The following is a 15,589-nucleotide window of genomic DNA, read 5'->3' as shown; positions in this document are numbered from 1 at the left end:
CAGGGTAGTGAAATGAAACATAAAAGCTTACTGATGGCGCTGGTCATCCTGCTGCCGGCCGCCGCCGCCGGCGCGGAAATCATCAATAAAGACGGCAATAAACTGGATCTGTACGGCCAGCTGAACGGCGTGCATTACTTCAGCAGCGACGCCGACAATAACGGCGACCGCTCCTATACCCGCTTCGGTTTCAAAGGCGAGACGCAGATCGCCGACGGGCTGACAGGGTATGGCCAATGGGAATATCAGGCGGGGCTCGATCAGCCGGAAAGCGCCGGGCCGGGCAATAGCTATACCCGGCTGGGCTTCGCCGGGCTGACGTTCGGCCACTGGGGCAGCCTGGACTACGGCCGCAACTACGGCCTGCTGTATGACGTGGCCGGCTGGACGGACGTGCTGCCTGAATTCGGCAACGACAGCTACGAAGCGGCCGACAACTTTATGACCGGCCGCGCCAACGGCCTGCTGACCTACCACAACCGCAGCCTGGGCGGCCTGGTCGACGGCCTGGATCTCGGCCTGCAATATCAGGGGAAGAATCGGGGGGACGACGCTCTGCGGGCGAAGGATATCCAGACGCAAAACGGCGATGGCTACGCCTTTTCCGCCACCTACGACACCGGCGTGGGGCTCAATGTTGGCGGCGCCTACGCCAACTCTGCGCGCACGCTGGCGCAACAGCGCTTCGGCCTGGCTGACGGCGATCGCGCTCGGGCCTGGACCCTGGGGCTGAAATACGACCAGGACAACCTCTACCTGGCGGCCAGCTACGCGCGCACCGAGAACATGACCTACGTCGACGGCGATCGCTACGCCGGCTTCGCCCCCCGCGCGGACGCTATTGAGGCGGTCGCGCAGTATCACTTCGATTCCGGCGTCACGCCCTCGGTAGCCTACCTGCAAACGCGCGGCCGTAACCTGCCCGGCATCGGCGACGCCGATCTGGTCAAATACCTGGATCTGGCGCTGAACTACAGCTTCAACGCCAATATGTCGACCTACGTGGAGTACAAGCTCAACCTGCTGCAACGGCAGAACGCCGTCGGCGCCGGCGCCGACGACATTGTCGAAACCGGCATCATGTATCAGTTCTGACCCGATACCGGCCGCAGCGCGCGCTGCGGCCGGTTCATTATTTGTCTTGCGCCCGCCCTGTTATTCTCTCGTTTAATTCAGGTTTATATTTCCATAAAATAGCGCCTATATTCACTCTCATGATTTTCGTTGACGCCCCGTTTAATAAATAAAGAAAAACTTTCCCGTATTCATATTAAATTACATTTTGCCGCGATAATTCCGCCTAACCACATTGAATCACAGGCAATATCACGCGTATTATGGCCACACGAAAAATAACGGGGAAATGATATGGACGGCGACAGTTGGTTGTTTATTTTATTGTTGGAATCGCTGAGGTCACAGGAGCAATAGTCATCCCATTGCATCCTGAAAGTGTCAGGATATGCGTCAGTTACCACATCCCTTCGCTTTACCCCTTCAGCACATGGCCTCCGCGTACGCCGCTCCGGCGCGCCTGACAGGCTAATCCTTCCAGCATACGCTTATTAACAGTCCGATAACGCTCAGGCTTATTTGCGCTCGCATTTATTTTACCCCTGCGCGGCGATAACTATCGGCCATTTTCCCATGCTCATATTTTTAATTGAGTGGAGAAACATCATGATGGTAAAAAAAACCACGCTGCTGACGGTTAATAACGTCAGCAAAAGCGTTCAGCCTACCGGTAAAAAAAAACGCCTGGTGCTGAATGAAATCAACCTGCGCCTCTACGATAACGAGGTCGTCAGCATTTTGGGGCAGTCCGGCTCGGGCAAATCCACCCTGCTGCGCATACTTTCCGGCCTGATCGCGCCGGATCTGGGCACCGTGATGCTGGGGGATAAAAAAGTCTCGGGGCCGAATCCGCAGATCAACATGGTGTTCCAGACCTTCGCCATTTTCCCGTGGCTGAACGTCTATCAAAATATCGCCTTCGGGCTGCAGGCGCAGGATCTGCCGCCGCAGGTGGTCGAAACCCAGACGCTGAAAATGCTCGATCTGGTCGGTCTCGCGCCCTACCGCGACGCCTACCCGCGCGAGCTTTCCGGCGGCATGCGCCAACGGGTCGGCTTTGCGCGCGCGCTGGCGGTAGAACCGATGCTGCTGTTGCTGGACGAGCCCTTTTCCGCGCTGGACGTCTATACCGGCGAACACCTGCGCAGCGATCTGCTGCGCATCTGGAGCACGCGCCAGATCAAAACCCGCTCCATCGTGCTGGTGACCCACAGCGTAGAGGAAGCGGTGATGATGTCTGATCGCATCCTCCTGCTGGGCGCCGGCACCCTCGACGGCTGCTATCACATCGCGCAGCGCCGCGAGACGCGCACCCGCGAGGGGATGCAGCCGCTGACGGACAAAATCAGCGAGACGCTCAGCCGGCAGATCGCCGCCGCGCACTGAGCGCCGCCCTGGCCTGGCCTGGCGGGACGAGTCCCGCCAACTTAACTACCTGTTTATCAAGAGTTACCCCGCCACGGGTGGCTCATGATAAGCGGATAATACATCGAGTTATTATCATGCATTTCATTCATACACTGCTGACGCTGCTGACCGCGTCCGTCCTGGGCGCCGCCATCGGCTACGAAAGACAATTCCGCCAGCGCACCGCCGGGCTGCGCACCAATACGCTGGTGGCCACCAGCGCGGCGATCTTCGTCCACCTGGCCATGACCATCGACGGCAGCGGCGGCGCGGTGCGCGTCATCTCCTACGTGGTCTCCGGCGTCGGCTTTCTCGGCGCCGGGGCCATCATGAAAGAAGGGATGAACATCCGCGGCCTGAACACCGCCGCCACGCTCTGGGGCTCCGCGGCGGTCGGCGCCTGCGCCGGCTGCGGCCTGTACGGCGATGCGCTAGCCGCCACGCTGTTCGTGCTCGCCGCCAACACCCTGCTGCGCCCTCTGGTCAATATGGTCAACAAACAGCCCTTCAATGACGTTAACGGCGAATCCACCTACCAGATTTGCGTCATTGCCTTCGAGCATGAACAGCGTGAAGCGCTGGCCAAATTCAAACAGGTGCTGCAAGGAGAAAACTGCTTTATCTCGCATCTGGATATCGAACCCTTTGGCGACGACGACGTGGAGATCACCGCCACGCTGATGCCGGCCTCCGTCACCACGCCGGTGCTCGACCAGACCATCAATAAACTGCTGAACGACAGCATGATGAAACAGGCCTATTACAGCCGCATCGCCGGCTCCGGCTAATGCCGTTCACTTCCAGGGAGATCCACCATGAAAACCATGCCAAAACTGGCTCATCTGACGATGTTCAAAGACATCGTTCACTGCGGAAGTTTGCACGATGCCGCGAAAAAACTGGCCGTCTCGCAACCGACGCTCAGCCGGGTGCTCAAAGAGCTGGAAATGTCCATCGGCGCGCGGCTGCTGGAGCGCAGCAACCGCGGCGTGCGCCTGACGGCGGTCGGCGAGCTGTTTTACCGGCGGATAGACGCCGCCACCAATCAGTTGCTCAGCGCGTTTGACGAGCTGCGCGGCATGAGCGCCGGCGGCGAGAAGCGCCTGCGGGTGGGGATGAGCGTCGATCCGCTGCTGTGCTACCTGCCCCAGGTGCTTGAAGGCTTCAACCGCCGCTACCCGCATACCCGGGTGACGGTGGTGGAAGACGGCCCGGAAGGCCTGCTGGCCCGGCTGAGAAACTGCGAGCTGGATTTGGCGGTCAGCAGCCTGAACGGCGCGGCGGGCGGCGCCGATCTGGCCATGCAGGCGCTGAAGAGCGAGCGCTTCTCGCTCTATCAAGGGGGCGACCTGACCGCCGCCGGGCAGCCGCCGGCCGAAGCCAAATGGGTGGTGCCGCGCTCCTGCTCGGTGGGGCACGCCGCCATCCGCGAGATCGCCGAACGCTACACGCCGCACGGCCAGATCGTCGAGACCGACTCCTTTCTGGCGACCTGGTGCCTGGTCAGGCAGCAGGGCTATATCGCGCTGCTGAGCGATCGGGTGGTCGCGCACTACGCCCCGCAGCTTCACCTGCAGAAAATCCCGACGCACGAGATCGACATCAGCGCGCGCTTTTACGTCTTTACCCGCCATGAGCCGGCCACGCCGCCGCTCAGCGCCGCCTTTATCCACCTGCTACAAACTCTGCAAACGGGTTGAACGCTCAGGCCGCTGCCCGCTGGCGCTCCAGTTCGCGCACCAGCGGGATCACTTCGCGGCCGAAGTACTCCACCTCTTCCTGGAAGTGCAGAAATGCCAGCAACAGCAGATCCACCCCGGCGTCTTTCAACGCGATGATGCGCTCGGCGATCTGCTGCGGCGTGCCGATCAGGTTGGTTTTAAACCCGTCGTTATACTGCACCAAATCTTCGAAGGTGGACTTGGCCCAGTTGCCCTCGCCCTCGGGCGAGGCCGCCCCGGCGTTTTTCACCTCGTGCCCGAAGCCCTGCACCGCCTCCGGGTTGGCGTGATCGATGATCTCCTGCAGCACCGCCTGCGCCGCCTGTTCGCTCTCGCGGGCGATGACGAAACCGTTCACCCCCACCTTCACCCGATGGTGATTGGCCTGCGCCTTGCTCTGGATGTCCTCCACCTGCCGGCGAATGCCCTCCACGCTGTTGCCATTGGTGAAATACCAGTCCGAGACCCGCGCCGCCATGTCGCGCGCCGCGCGTGAGCTGCCGCCCTGGAAAATTTCCGGCAACGGCGCCAGCGGCTTCGGCTTCAGCGAGTAGTCGCGGAAACGGTAGAAATCGCCGGCGAAGGTGAAGCTGGGCTCAGTCCAGATGCCGCGCAGGCAGCGGATAAACTCTTCCGAACGCAGGTAGCGCTCCTCATGATCCAGCCACGGCTCGCCGATGGCCTTGAACTCGCCGCGGAACCAACCGCTGACAATGTTCACCGCAATGCGCGCGTTGGAAAGATGGCTGATGGTGGCGATCTGTTTGGCCGCCAGCGTGGGGTTCCACGGCCCCGGCAGCAGCGCGGCGATCACTTTCAGTTTCTCGGTGGCGTCCAACAGGGCCTGTGAGAACGACACCGATTCGTGCTGGTTTTCCGCGCCGTAACCGGCGGTGAAGCGGATCTGGGTAAGCGCGTAGTCGAAACCGGCGCGCTCGGCGATCTGCGCCAGCTTGCGGTTATAACCGATGTCCCAACCGGTGCGCTGCGGGATATTGCTGATCACCAGGCCGCCGGAAACGTTCGGCACCCAGTAGGCGAACTGAATCGGCTGCTGCGAGTGGTTTGCTGCTGACATGCTTCTCTCCCTCTGACCGTCGGCGCCGTTATGCAGCGCGCATATAACCATTATTGATTTCCAAATATTGAAAACCTTGTTTTGGTTATAAAACCGATAGCAGGATGCGTGCCAACCGCCACGTTAAGGCATCTGGCTGAAAAACCGGGAGTTTAAAGCCAGCGGGTTCGGGCGGGTGCTGCATTGGCAACAGCGGCTGACGGGCGGCTGTTGGTTATGCAACAAACCGCTTACCCCGCCAATCCAACCGTTCACCCGGCGGATCTGACCGCTGACCGAAATACGCCTGTCTTCCCCCCTTACCCCCGGCGATGATGAGCTGTTCCTAAACCCGCCTTACCTCGGGAAAGACGCTACGGCTCACCGCGCCACTCTGACATCTCTTACAAGCGGATGAGTTCATTCATATTTTGCAGACTGGAATTAAGGATACCTCATGAAACGAGAGGGGATTTTAAAGCACATTCCGTGGATGCTGCTGGGGATACTCGGCGCAGCCTGCCTCGGCGTGGTGGCGCTACGCCGCGGCGAACACATCAGCGCATTGTGGATCGTCGTCGCTTCGGTGGCGGTGTATCTGGTGGCCTACCGCTACTACAGCCTGTACATCGCCACCAAGGTGATGAAGCTGGACGCCGGCCGCGCCACCCCGGCGGTGGTCAACAACGACGGCCTGAACTACGTGCCGACCAACAAGAACGTGCTGTTCGGCCACCACTTTGCCGCCATCGCCGGCGCCGGGCCGCTGGTGGGGCCGGTGCTGGCCGCGCAGGTCGGCTACCTGCCCGGTACGCTGTGGCTGCTGGGCGGCGTGGTGCTGGCGGGGGCGGTGCAGGACTTTATGGTGCTGTTCATCTCCTCGCGCCGCAACGGTGCCTCGCTCGGTGAGATCATCAAAAAAGAGATGGGGCCGATACCGGGCACCATCGCGCTGTTCGGCTGCTTCCTGATCATGATCATCATCCTGGCGGTGCTGGCGCTGATCGTGGTGAAAGCGCTGGCGGAAAGCCCGTGGGGCGTGTTCACCGTCTGCTCCACCGTGCCGATCGCGCTGTTTATGGGCATCTACATGCGCTACCTGCGCCCCGGCCGCGTGGGTGAAGTGTCAATCATCGGCATCGTGCTGCTGGTGGCCGCCATCTGGTTCGGCGGCGTGGTGGCGCACGACCCGTACTGGGGCCCGGCGCTGACCTTTAAAGACACCACCATCACCTTCACGCTGATCGGCTACGCGTTCGTCTCCGCTCTGCTGCCGGTGTGGCTAATCCTGGCGCCACGCGACTACCTGGCCACCTTCCTGAAAATCGGCGTGATCGTCGGGCTGGCGATCGGCATCGTGATCCTCAACCCCGAGCTGAAAATGCCGGCGGTGACCCAGTTCGTCGACGGCACCGGCCCGGTGTGGAAAGGCACGCTGTTCCCGTTCTTGTTCATCACCATCGCCTGCGGCGCGGTCTCCGGCTTCCACGCGCTGATCGCCTCCGGCACCACGCCGAAACTGCTGGCCAATGAGACCGACGCGCGCTTTATCGGCTACGGCGCGATGCTGATGGAGTCCTTCGTCGCCATCATGGCGCTGGTGGCGGCTTCCATCATCGAGCCGGGCCTGTACTTCGCCATGAACACCCCGCCGGCGGCGCTGGGCATCACCATGCCGGATCTGCACCGCCTGGGCACCGAAGACGCACCGATGATCATGGCTTCGCTGAAGGACGTGACCGTGCACGCGGCGGCGGCGGTCAGCTCCTGGGGCTTCGTCATCAGCCCGGAACAGATCCTGCAGACCGCCACCGACATCGGCGAACCTTCGGTGCTGAACCGCGCCGGCGGCGCGCCAACGCTGGCGGTGGGCATCGCCCACGTGTTCCACCAGATCATTCCGGGCGCCAACATGGGCTTCTGGTATCACTTCGGCATTCTGTTCGAGGCGCTGTTCATCCTGACCGCGCTGGACGCCGGCACCCGTTCCGGCCGCTTTATGCTGCAGGATCTGCTCGGCAACTTCGTGCCGTTCCTGAAGAAAACCGACTCGCTGGTGGCCGGCATCATCGGCACCGCCGGCTGCGTCGGGCTGTGGGGCTACCTGCTGTATCAGGGCGTGGTGGATCCGCTCGGCGGCGTGAAGAGCCTGTGGCCGCTGTTCGGCATCTCCAACCAGATGCTGGCCGCCGTGGCGCTGGTGCTGGGCACCGTGGTGCTGATTAAGATGAAGCGCACCCAATACATCTGGGTGACCGTGCTGCCGGCGGTGTGGCTGCTGATCTGCACCACCTACGCGCTGGGCCTGAAGCTGTTCAGCGACAACCCGCAGCTGGAAGGCTTCTTCTTCTTGGCCGGCGAGTACAAACGCAAAATCGCCGAGGGCGGCGCCGAGCTGAGCGCCCAGCAGATCGCCAACATGAACCACATCGTGATAAACAACTACACCAACGCCGGGCTGAGCATTCTGTTCCTGCTGGTGGTGTACAGCATCATCTTCTACGGGGTGAAAACCGCGATGGCGGCGCACAAGAACCCGAAACGCACCGACCAGGAAACGCCTTACGTGCCGGTGCCGCAGGCCGCGCCCGCCGACGGCGTAACTGAGGGGGAAGTCAAAGTTTCGACCCAGCATTGATGTGATTTAACGGATACCCTGCATAATAAACGTTAAGTAGTACCCAAAGCCGCACGGCCTACGTATCGCAAGATGCCAGGCGTGCGGCGCGATGCAATCGAGATACCCGGGGCGACCCGGAGGTGGGGCATCCCTGCGGGAACCCCATCCCCCGGCTTCCCCTAATATCAGGCTTAAGCAAGCGCTGTAGTGATGCAGGGTAAAGTTGGAGAAGGCTTATGTTCGGAAATCTCGGCCAGGCGGGGAAATATCTCGGGCAGGCGGCGCGCATGTTGGTGGGCGTGCCTGACTACGATACCTACGTCCAGCACATGAAAGACAACCACCCGGACAAGCCGGTGATGACCTATAAAGAATTTTTCCGCGAGCGCCAGCAAGCGCGCTACGGCGGCGACGGCAAAGGCGGCATGCGCTGCTGTTAACCCGCAGTCACAAGGATCCGTATGAAACCCATTGCAGTCACCATCCTGACCGGCTTTTTGGGCGCCGGCAAAACCACCCTGCTGCGCCACATCCTGAACGCCGAACACGGCTATAAAATCGCGGTCATCGAGAACGAGTTCGGCGAAGTGCCGATCGACGATGCGCTGATCGGCGATCGCGCCAGCCGCATCACCACGTTGAGCAACGGCTGCATCTGCTGCAGCAAGTCCAACGAACTGGCGGACGCGCTGCTGGATCTGCTGGACGGCGTCGACAGCGGCCAGTTGGCGTTCGACCGGCTGATCATCGAATGCACCGGCATGGCCGATCCCGGCCCGATTACCCAGACCTTTTTCTCGCACGAGATCCTGTGCGAGCGCTTCCTGCTGGACGGCATCATCACCCTGGTGGACGCGGCGCACGCCGAGCAGCAGCTGAGCCAGTTCAGCATCGCCCAGGCGCAGGTGGGCTACGCCGACCGCCTCCTGCTGACCAAAACCGACGTGGCGCCGGACTGCGAAGCGCTGATCCAGCGGCTGCAGCGGATGAACGCCCGCGCGCCGGTCTACAAGGTGACGCACGGCGACATCGATCTGAGCGTGCTGTTCGACATCGAAGGCTTCACGCTGAACGACAAACTCAACCTGACGCCGCCCGCCCCGCTGTTCCGCCGCATCCCGCAGCCACAGAGCGACATCCGCTCAATTGTCGTGACGCTGGAGCTCCCGCTGCCACTGATGCAAATCTCCGACGTGATGGAAGGCCTGCTGCTGGAATACGCCGACAACCTGCTGCGCTACAAAGGCATTCTGTCTATCGAAGACGAGCCGCGCCGCCTGCTGTTCCAGGGGGTGCAGCGGCTGTATAACGCCGACTGGGATCGGGAATGGCTGCCTGAGGAAGAGCGCAAGAGCACGCTGGTGTTTATCGGCGTGGATCTGCCGGAGGAGGAGATTCGAGGAAGGATTGGGGGATTGGGGTAAGATAAACCATTCCCCAGGCCAACACGGCCCATATCCAGCAAACTCAAGGATGAACGATGGCAAACAACGTGATGATAGTAGGATTAAAGGCGCTTAACCTGTGCGCGAGCGCCTATATCGTCATCAAACTGAGCACGGTGTTAGCCATCGGCATCATGTTTCTTATTGTCTCTTACGCCGGCGTAGAGGACGTTGGGCTGTCCAATCTCCTCGCCGGGGCGCTCATCATTCTGCCGCTGTTGGTCGTCGTCGGTGGCCCCCTTATCGTCTGCGCCGTCGCCGCCTATCTCAACCTAAAGGCGCCCTATCGTAAAAAAGCGCTGTTCTTTAGCCTGCTGTTGGGCAGCCTCTCTGCGGTTGGCCTGCTGCTGCCCTACACGCGCGAGTTCGCGCTATCCACGGCAGCCGCCAGCGCCCTGGCATTGGGCAGCGCGCTGGGGATTTTTGCTTTATCGAGGAGGTGTGTTCAAGCGTTGTAGTGTCTGAGATGGTCGAGAAGGCGCTATTTAAGAATGGCTAGTTCAATTTCCAAGTAAAACCTCATCATATAACTCACGCAAATAGGGTATTTCTTGCAGTGAAGAAGACTGCATAACTACCGTCTTCTTTTTTGAACTGAAAGATTAGCGCTATACTTTCTGCCGCTCAATCATTTCTCTAAGCTCATCAATAGAAAGCGTTTTATCTTTTTTACGATGAATGATGCTATGGCAGTTAGCGCAAACGGGCACCAGATCGGTTTGAGGATCTACTGTTTTCTTTCCGCCAAATTCCGAGACCGGCACCACGTGGTGGATATGGATAAACCCTTCAGCATAGTCCCCGTAAAAGGCCTCAAAGTTGAAACCACAAGCACAGCAAGTTGAACCGTGTAACTTCAGGGCTGCACGTCTTAACTTGGGATTACGCTCATATTTGGTGGTGAAATAACCAATCTTTGCCCCTTCTTGAGGAGTGTCCGCAGATTCTAGACTTTGGTTGTAATCCTCTTCTTCAATCACAGACTCAATCACCGGGCCAAGTACCGCCTGTGCCACAATTGCCTGATAAATGTCCTTAGTGATTGGCCGCACGCCATCACGCCAATAGTTCGATTGGCGACTTGCCGGGATCACCTCGAAATAACCTGTGGCGGTCTTTGCCAACAGCGGCTTAGTGAAAGGCTGAAAATCCTCGACTATCGCGTATAATTCCCCATTCTGCGCATTTGGATCGGAATAAACATAGGCAATAGTAGCTACCGCAAAGTAATGCGGTTCATCCGTCATTCGTTCATCTCGGTAGAGCTTATCTCTCAACTTACCTTTGTAGTAAACCACTCGAGTACCAGGAGTAAGCATAGCGGTGTAACGCTTAGGGAAGTGATACTTCTCACCGGGCTTATCATCCCACTTTGACTCATCCATTTCTGCGATTACGGTAAACGGCATACGGATATCCACATAAAAAGTAAATCATGTGAATATATCCAAATCCATTGATTTATTAAATATTTTAAGAGATGAAATATTTTTCAGATTAAATATTAGAGAAACCAATAAAGATAACAACCAACATTATTAGCCGTGAAATAGTAATAGGCGGTTACAATGCGGTTGATTATTCAGCAAAAACTCTGAGGGTATTCAAAATATCAACCGCATTGGGTCTTAAAGGAAATCTATTCCTCCATGGAAAAATCTCTGCCAGTAAGTTTGAAATAGCACCCCTGCAAGACCAAATCATGGCGATTTTTTAGTACCAACGGATGTAACAACGGATTTTCCCTATGTTCCCCGGTGAAATTTACCTGCAAACGCTCCAAAGCATAATGAAGCAAAGGCATCCGCTGAGTAATCAACAAATGCCCATCTCTCATCGCATAATCACTGGCAATAATCGCGCGTTGAGCAGCATTCAGCTCTGGATTCGGTACGACAATGGCTGTCACAAAAGTGTTCCATTCACTATCTTTATCCCGCCCTCTGTCCGAGGCATCAAGCAACTCAGGAATACCGCGAAAACGGCTCATGACGAAGTCCAAATAATTCCCTTTTTTCTCACAATAAGCTCGAACATGCCAACGAATCCCATCATAAACCAATGTGTGCGGAACAATGTTGCGGCCACTTTGCTCCCCAGAGTTGAGGGAAACATAATCAACATCCACTCTCAATTGATAACGCGCCGCCTGCACCAATCCGCGTACCATTATTGGGTTAACATGACGAGTTGGGACGCTCAAGATTTCGATATGACCATATCGAAGATCCATTAATGGCAGAGTAGCTCCCTTATCAAAGCATTCATTCGTCTGCTGTTTTTCCTGATGCAGCAGCATCAGGTATTCATCAACTTTCCCTTCACTGAACTTTGGTACAAATTGCGCGGTCGGCCTGAATCCCTTTAGCTTAGAATCATACTCTACGCCGTTCAGCGCATAATTATTTATATACCAATTGATATCTCGTGATGCCTGTTGGCGGCCTATATTAAAAGCAGTACAAAGGTGGTTAGTCGTCAACCGCCCCTCCCATTGCAACACGATCTCAAGCAAGCGAAAACGTAGAGTCTGATCCCAAGTTAGCCCAACCATAGCCATATATGCTCCGAAATGCGACATGTTCAACTAACCAGTATCGGAATATCTTTCAACATCTAATATACTGGTTATATTCACAATATTCAGGTTAGAAAAAACAATGTGTTATATAACTTCAACAAAGAAATCTCACTTTACCTTTATCGACTGGATTTTGGAATACCTTTGTAGAGACATAAAATTGCAACTTTGTGAAACTAAATCAAGACGAATCATGTTTATACAGTGATAAACATCTACAAGCATGCGATGCGAAGAGAGAACAAAGTATAATCAACCTTCAAATTAGGATAATGCATGAGAATCGAACGGGCTTATAGCATTGAATTAGGAAAAGATATTACAGCAGAAGAGGCTGACAAATTATTCGCTGAAAAGATCGTAGCATCAAAGCATCTATTTAAATGCCCTGAAAAAAATTGCTTAGCTCAAGTCACATGTGCCAACCTGGACAGACCAAAACGACTGCGCAAACGCGATCCTTATTTTAAGTTTGTTTCCGAGCATAGCCCTGGTTGCCAACTTGAAGCCGAAACGGACGAAGACCTACGACGAGTAAAATCAGTCAGAGAAGACCCTGAAGCCCTTCCTTTTATACGAGATGATATTGTTGACATTGACTTGTCTCCACTAAATATGCGTTTTATTCGTGATATTCCCTCTTCAGAGGATGAAGAAGACATAACAAAGCGTCAACGAAAAATAGCGGGTGAGGAGCAAGAAGATAATAACCAACGTCGTCACTCCAGAAAACGACTTTCTGGTTTGGTTAATTCGTTTATTGCAAAAGAGAATTTCTTCCTAAATACAGCTGAAGGTAAGCTCCACTTAAGGGATTTCTTCATCAGTATTAATGACAGGAAAGACTTAAGCACATATATCGATGAGCCACGAATTTACTATGGTAAAGCGTGGATTAACCGTAAAGATGACTACTACTTGGTCCGTTTCGATAATGAGATGAAAGCAGGAATGATAAAATATAAACCAACATTTTTTATCCCTTCTCGCCTTGTTGATAGCTCCGAATACCGTAGAACCTCACGAGAGAAGCTGGATGAGCTTGCGATGGCCACGCCACCAAGACCTCTATATTTATTTATTTTTAGCGAGTTACCGCCCGTTAAAAGCAATGTTGGTGATTATATCAATTTCAAATTAGACGATTTAACCTATTTATATTACCTTCCATGGGGAAAGAAAAAATAAAACAAGAAAGCGTAAGCTCTCTTACTGGCACTTCCCTCATGAATAAAAAGATGCTGCACTTCAGGATCCTAGCTCGCATAATTTTTTATATACGGCCCAACTCCCCGTGCGAGCTCATCGCCGTGTACTGATTCTGCAGCCCAAAAACAGGTAGCACCACCACGCTCAGATAGAAAATAGTGTTACCAAACGCTGAACGCGCCAGGTTGACTTCGCCCGGCGTTAACGCCCGCGTGATCTCTTTCTGTTGTGGCTCCATCCTGGAACTCCTTGTTCTGAAAGAGTTCAATGAAATACAATTTTTTCATTTAATGTCAATTATATATGCGTTATGAAAGCATCAGGACGATCTGGTTTTTACTAAAGTGAAAAGCGCATCACCCCGTGGCTGATAATTGAAATGAGCCATACAGGGCAAATCCCTAACACAAAAAACCACCTACCGGTGGCTTCTTGTTCGCACTGTACTAACGCTGCCAGATGATGAGCTACCGCCCTCATCTTCACTGACGTAGTCACACATTCAGCGTGTTTTTAAATATCGCGCCTGAAGTTGCAAGCGGTCTTATCTGTGCAAATCACCGACGGTAAGTATTTGTCCTCTCGCACCTTGGTTGGGATAACCGCACACTGTTTGCTCAGTTCTAGCCTGCGTGTTGCCCTAACGGTCATCGACTTATCCTGGGGAATAACGAAATTAACTTCAATTTTTTCTGGCTTGTCTCCAAACCACAAGCCAATCGTACCTTTGGCCTGTACCATCTCCTCCCCTTTCTCATCAAAAACATAGTAACTGCCAGTGCAACTACGATTTTCTAGTATACGGATTGGACCGCTGGGATAATTATTGGCAATGGCATCATTCTCCCACAAGTCTCGTACACAATATGCCATTCCTGCTGTACCCGGTGTTCCCGAAAAAGTATCCACGACTTTATTCGTACTGCAGGCTGACAAAGCAAGAAAGGACATAAAAAATAGAGGTTTAATAGACATTTAATCAAAGCATCCCTGGCTTTATTTTGGAAGTGCTTATCATATCACTGATACACTTTATTGAGAATGAATATCAATATCACATGAATGATGCATCTCTACACGAATTTGCCAACTGATGCGCTAGATAAGCTATTTCATCAGATCGATTATGAGCCCTCTCACTGGGCAGCAATCATGCCAGTCGCATCAGCAAATCTCGGTCAAATCAGTCTCAATGGCACTGAGCCAAGGCGTATCGCGATATATGAATGACCCCAAAACACATAACTCTACTTATGAGTTAGCAAGGAACAAAGGCGGGGGACTGTTCGCAACCAAATTCCAGGCACAAAAAAACCACCTTTCGGTGGCTTCTTGTTCACGCGGTACTTAATGGTGCCGAAGGCCGGACTCGAACCGGCACGTATCTCTACGGTTGATTTTGAATCAACTGCGTCTACCGATTTCGCCACTTCGGCACTGAAGTAGTATGCGGAAAACGGGTGCATTATACCTTCCCGCGATCGGTGCGCAAGAGTTATCAGGCATTCAATGAGTTAAATGTCGAAAAAAGCGTCACAATCCCCATTTACCCTCTTATTGCGGCGTTTACCGCATCTTCCTCCCGCACTTTCACGCCCCTCACCACAAAACCGCAGATCCGATCACAATTTCACCAAATGATGATTTTAAAGCCATATGAAAGAGAATAAGGTGAATAAATAAAATCAAATGAAAATAAAAGAAGGATAAACGCAATGAATGAAACAACCAGACGCATGGCCAGGTTGATCGATCTGAGCGCGGTGCAGGCCACCAATACCGAGGAAGACGTGCGCCACTGCGCCGCGCTGGCCAGCCGCTATCGCATCATCTCGGTGCACGTGCTGCCGTGCTGGACGCGTTTCCTCAGTACCCTGCTGCCGGAGCACGGCCAGGCGGACGTGATGATTGGCGGGCCGGTCGGCTTTCCCGGCGGTGGGCAGACCACCGATCTCAAGGTGCAGGAGGTGCGCCAGCTGATCGCCGAGGGCGCGCGCGAGGTCGATATGGTGGTGAACATCGGCAAGGTGCTGTCGGGGGATTACGGCTACGTGCGTGAAGATCTGCGCCGAGTAGTCGAGGCCGCCGCACCGGTGCCGGCCAAAGTCATTCTGGAGACGCACTATCTGAACGAGCAGCAGATCCGTCGGGTGTGCGATATCGCCGTCGAAGTCGGCATGGTCTGGGTGAAAACCTCCACCGGCTGGGCACCGACCGGCGCCACGGTAGAGAAAGTGGCGATCATCGCCGATCAGTTGCGTGGCCGCATCCAGATCAAAGGGGCCGGCGGCATTCGCGATTTGGACACGGTGCGCGCGTTGTATCGGCTGGGCGTACGCCGCTTTGGCATGAGCGCGGCGGCCACCCAGCGCGTGCTGGAGCAGCTCGAACAGGAGCCAGGCCTGTTCCCAGAGCTGAACGATAACTAATCTTGCGCGATCCCAGCGCACGCTTCTGCGGGTGGCCCGCACCATC

Annotated in this window: 15 protein-coding genes and 1 tRNA gene; 10 read left to right on the top strand and 6 right to left on the bottom strand. The window is 55.3% G+C overall.

From position 1 onward, the window contains the following. Nucleotides 1-12: 12 nt before the first annotated feature. The 4 genes from GUC32_RS02505 (at nucleotide 13) to GUC32_RS02490 (ending at nucleotide 4,181) form a co-directional block, all read left to right on the top strand. A complete protein-coding gene (locus tag GUC32_RS02505; protein ID WP_369435537.1) occupies nucleotides 13-1,095 on the top strand; it encodes a porin in 1,083 nt (360 codons plus the stop codon). 585 nt (nucleotides 1,096-1,680) lie between these two features. Further along, nucleotides 1,681-2,460: an ABC transporter ATP-binding protein gene (locus GUC32_RS02500; RefSeq protein WP_147823105.1), complete on the top strand. Its 780-nt coding sequence runs from the start codon at nucleotides 1,681-1,683 to the stop codon at nucleotides 2,458-2,460. 116 nt (nucleotides 2,461-2,576) lie between these two features. Next, nucleotides 2,577-3,269, top strand: coding sequence for an MgtC/SapB family protein (locus GUC32_RS02495; protein WP_019453282.1), 693 nt, complete (start codon nucleotides 2,577-2,579; stop codon nucleotides 3,267-3,269). Between the two features lie 27 nt (nucleotides 3,270-3,296). Continuing rightward, nucleotides 3,297-4,181, top strand: coding sequence for a LysR family transcriptional regulator (locus tag GUC32_RS02490; protein WP_049207766.1), 885 nt, complete (start codon nucleotides 3,297-3,299; stop codon nucleotides 4,179-4,181). Between the two features lie 4 nt (nucleotides 4,182-4,185). On the opposite strand, the gene sfnG is transcribed toward GUC32_RS02490, so the two are convergent. Beyond that, nucleotides 4,186-5,280 (bottom strand): dimethylsulfone monooxygenase SfnG, encoded by a 1,095-nt coding sequence (sfnG, locus tag GUC32_RS02485; RefSeq protein WP_025305137.1) that lies wholly within the window; start codon nucleotides 5,278-5,280, stop codon nucleotides 4,186-4,188. A 436-nt stretch (nucleotides 5,281-5,716) separates the two neighbouring features. Between sfnG and GUC32_RS02480 the strand changes: the two genes are divergently transcribed. From GUC32_RS02480 to GUC32_RS02465, 4 genes are all read left to right on the top strand, one after another. After that, the gene (locus tag GUC32_RS02480; protein WP_261456559.1) at nucleotides 5,717-7,897 is read left to right on the top strand and encodes a carbon starvation CstA family protein; all 2,181 of its coding nucleotides are present in this window, start codon (nucleotides 5,717-5,719) and stop codon (nucleotides 7,895-7,897) included. A 218-nt stretch (nucleotides 7,898-8,115) separates the two neighbouring features. Continuing rightward, nucleotides 8,116-8,319 (top strand): YbdD/YjiX family protein, encoded by a 204-nt coding sequence (locus GUC32_RS02475; RefSeq protein WP_004953088.1) that lies wholly within the window; start codon nucleotides 8,116-8,118, stop codon nucleotides 8,317-8,319. 21 nt (nucleotides 8,320-8,340) lie between these two features. Next, nucleotides 8,341-9,303, top strand: a complete 963-nt coding sequence (gene yjiA / locus GUC32_RS02470; protein WP_369435536.1) for a GTPase — start codon at nucleotides 8,341-8,343, stop codon at nucleotides 9,301-9,303. A gap of 56 nt (nucleotides 9,304-9,359) precedes the next feature. Then, entirely contained in the window at nucleotides 9,360-9,782 is a 423-nt protein-coding gene (locus tag GUC32_RS02465) for a hypothetical protein (RefSeq protein ID WP_043136269.1), read from the top strand. Nucleotides 9,783-9,932: 150 nt separating this feature from the next. Here the strand turns inward: GUC32_RS02465 and GUC32_RS02460 are convergent, their stop codons facing one another. Both GUC32_RS02460 and GUC32_RS02455 read right to left on the bottom strand, forming a co-directional pair. Beyond that, on the bottom strand, nucleotides 9,933-10,733 hold the full coding sequence (locus GUC32_RS02460) for an HNH endonuclease (protein ID WP_369435535.1): 801 nt from the start codon (nucleotides 10,731-10,733) through the stop codon (nucleotides 9,933-9,935). Between the two features lie 230 nt (nucleotides 10,734-10,963). Further along, on the bottom strand, nucleotides 10,964-11,884 hold the full coding sequence (locus GUC32_RS02455) for a WYL domain-containing protein (protein WP_043136272.1): 921 nt from the start codon (nucleotides 11,882-11,884) through the stop codon (nucleotides 10,964-10,966). Between the two features lie 297 nt (nucleotides 11,885-12,181). On the opposite strand from GUC32_RS02455, the gene GUC32_RS02450 reads away from it, so the two are divergent. Further along, the gene (locus tag GUC32_RS02450; protein WP_369435534.1) at nucleotides 12,182-13,093 is read left to right on the top strand and encodes a hypothetical protein; all 912 of its coding nucleotides are present in this window, start codon (nucleotides 12,182-12,184) and stop codon (nucleotides 13,091-13,093) included. Between the two features lie 85 nt (nucleotides 13,094-13,178). Here the strand turns inward: GUC32_RS02450 and GUC32_RS02445 are convergent, their stop codons facing one another. The 3 genes from GUC32_RS02445 to GUC32_RS02435 all read right to left on the bottom strand — a co-directional run bounded on the left by GUC32_RS02445 (nucleotide 13,179) and on the right by GUC32_RS02435 (nucleotide 14,550). After that, nucleotides 13,179-13,352 (bottom strand): hypothetical protein, encoded by a 174-nt coding sequence (locus tag GUC32_RS02445; protein WP_154618042.1) that lies wholly within the window; start codon nucleotides 13,350-13,352, stop codon nucleotides 13,179-13,181. A 275-nt stretch (nucleotides 13,353-13,627) separates the two neighbouring features. After that, entirely contained in the window at nucleotides 13,628-14,089 is a 462-nt protein-coding gene (locus GUC32_RS02440; protein ID WP_369435533.1) for a hypothetical protein, read from the bottom strand. A gap of 376 nt (nucleotides 14,090-14,465) precedes the next feature. Continuing rightward, nucleotides 14,466-14,550 (bottom strand) — tRNA-Leu (locus GUC32_RS02435). A 243-nt stretch (nucleotides 14,551-14,793) separates the two neighbouring features. On the opposite strand from GUC32_RS02435, the gene deoC reads away from it, so the two are divergent. Beyond that, nucleotides 14,794-15,543, top strand: coding sequence for a deoxyribose-phosphate aldolase (gene deoC, locus GUC32_RS02430; protein WP_043136281.1), 750 nt, complete (start codon nucleotides 14,794-14,796; stop codon nucleotides 15,541-15,543). Nucleotides 15,544-15,589: the final 46 nt, after the last annotated feature.

This window comes from Serratia sp. NGAS9 (assembly GCF_009905295.1).
In the GTDB taxonomy this organism is placed as follows: Bacteria; Pseudomonadota; Gammaproteobacteria; order Enterobacterales; family Enterobacteriaceae; genus Serratia; species Serratia bockelmannii.
This window is presented reverse-complemented; position numbering and strand designations above follow the sequence as displayed.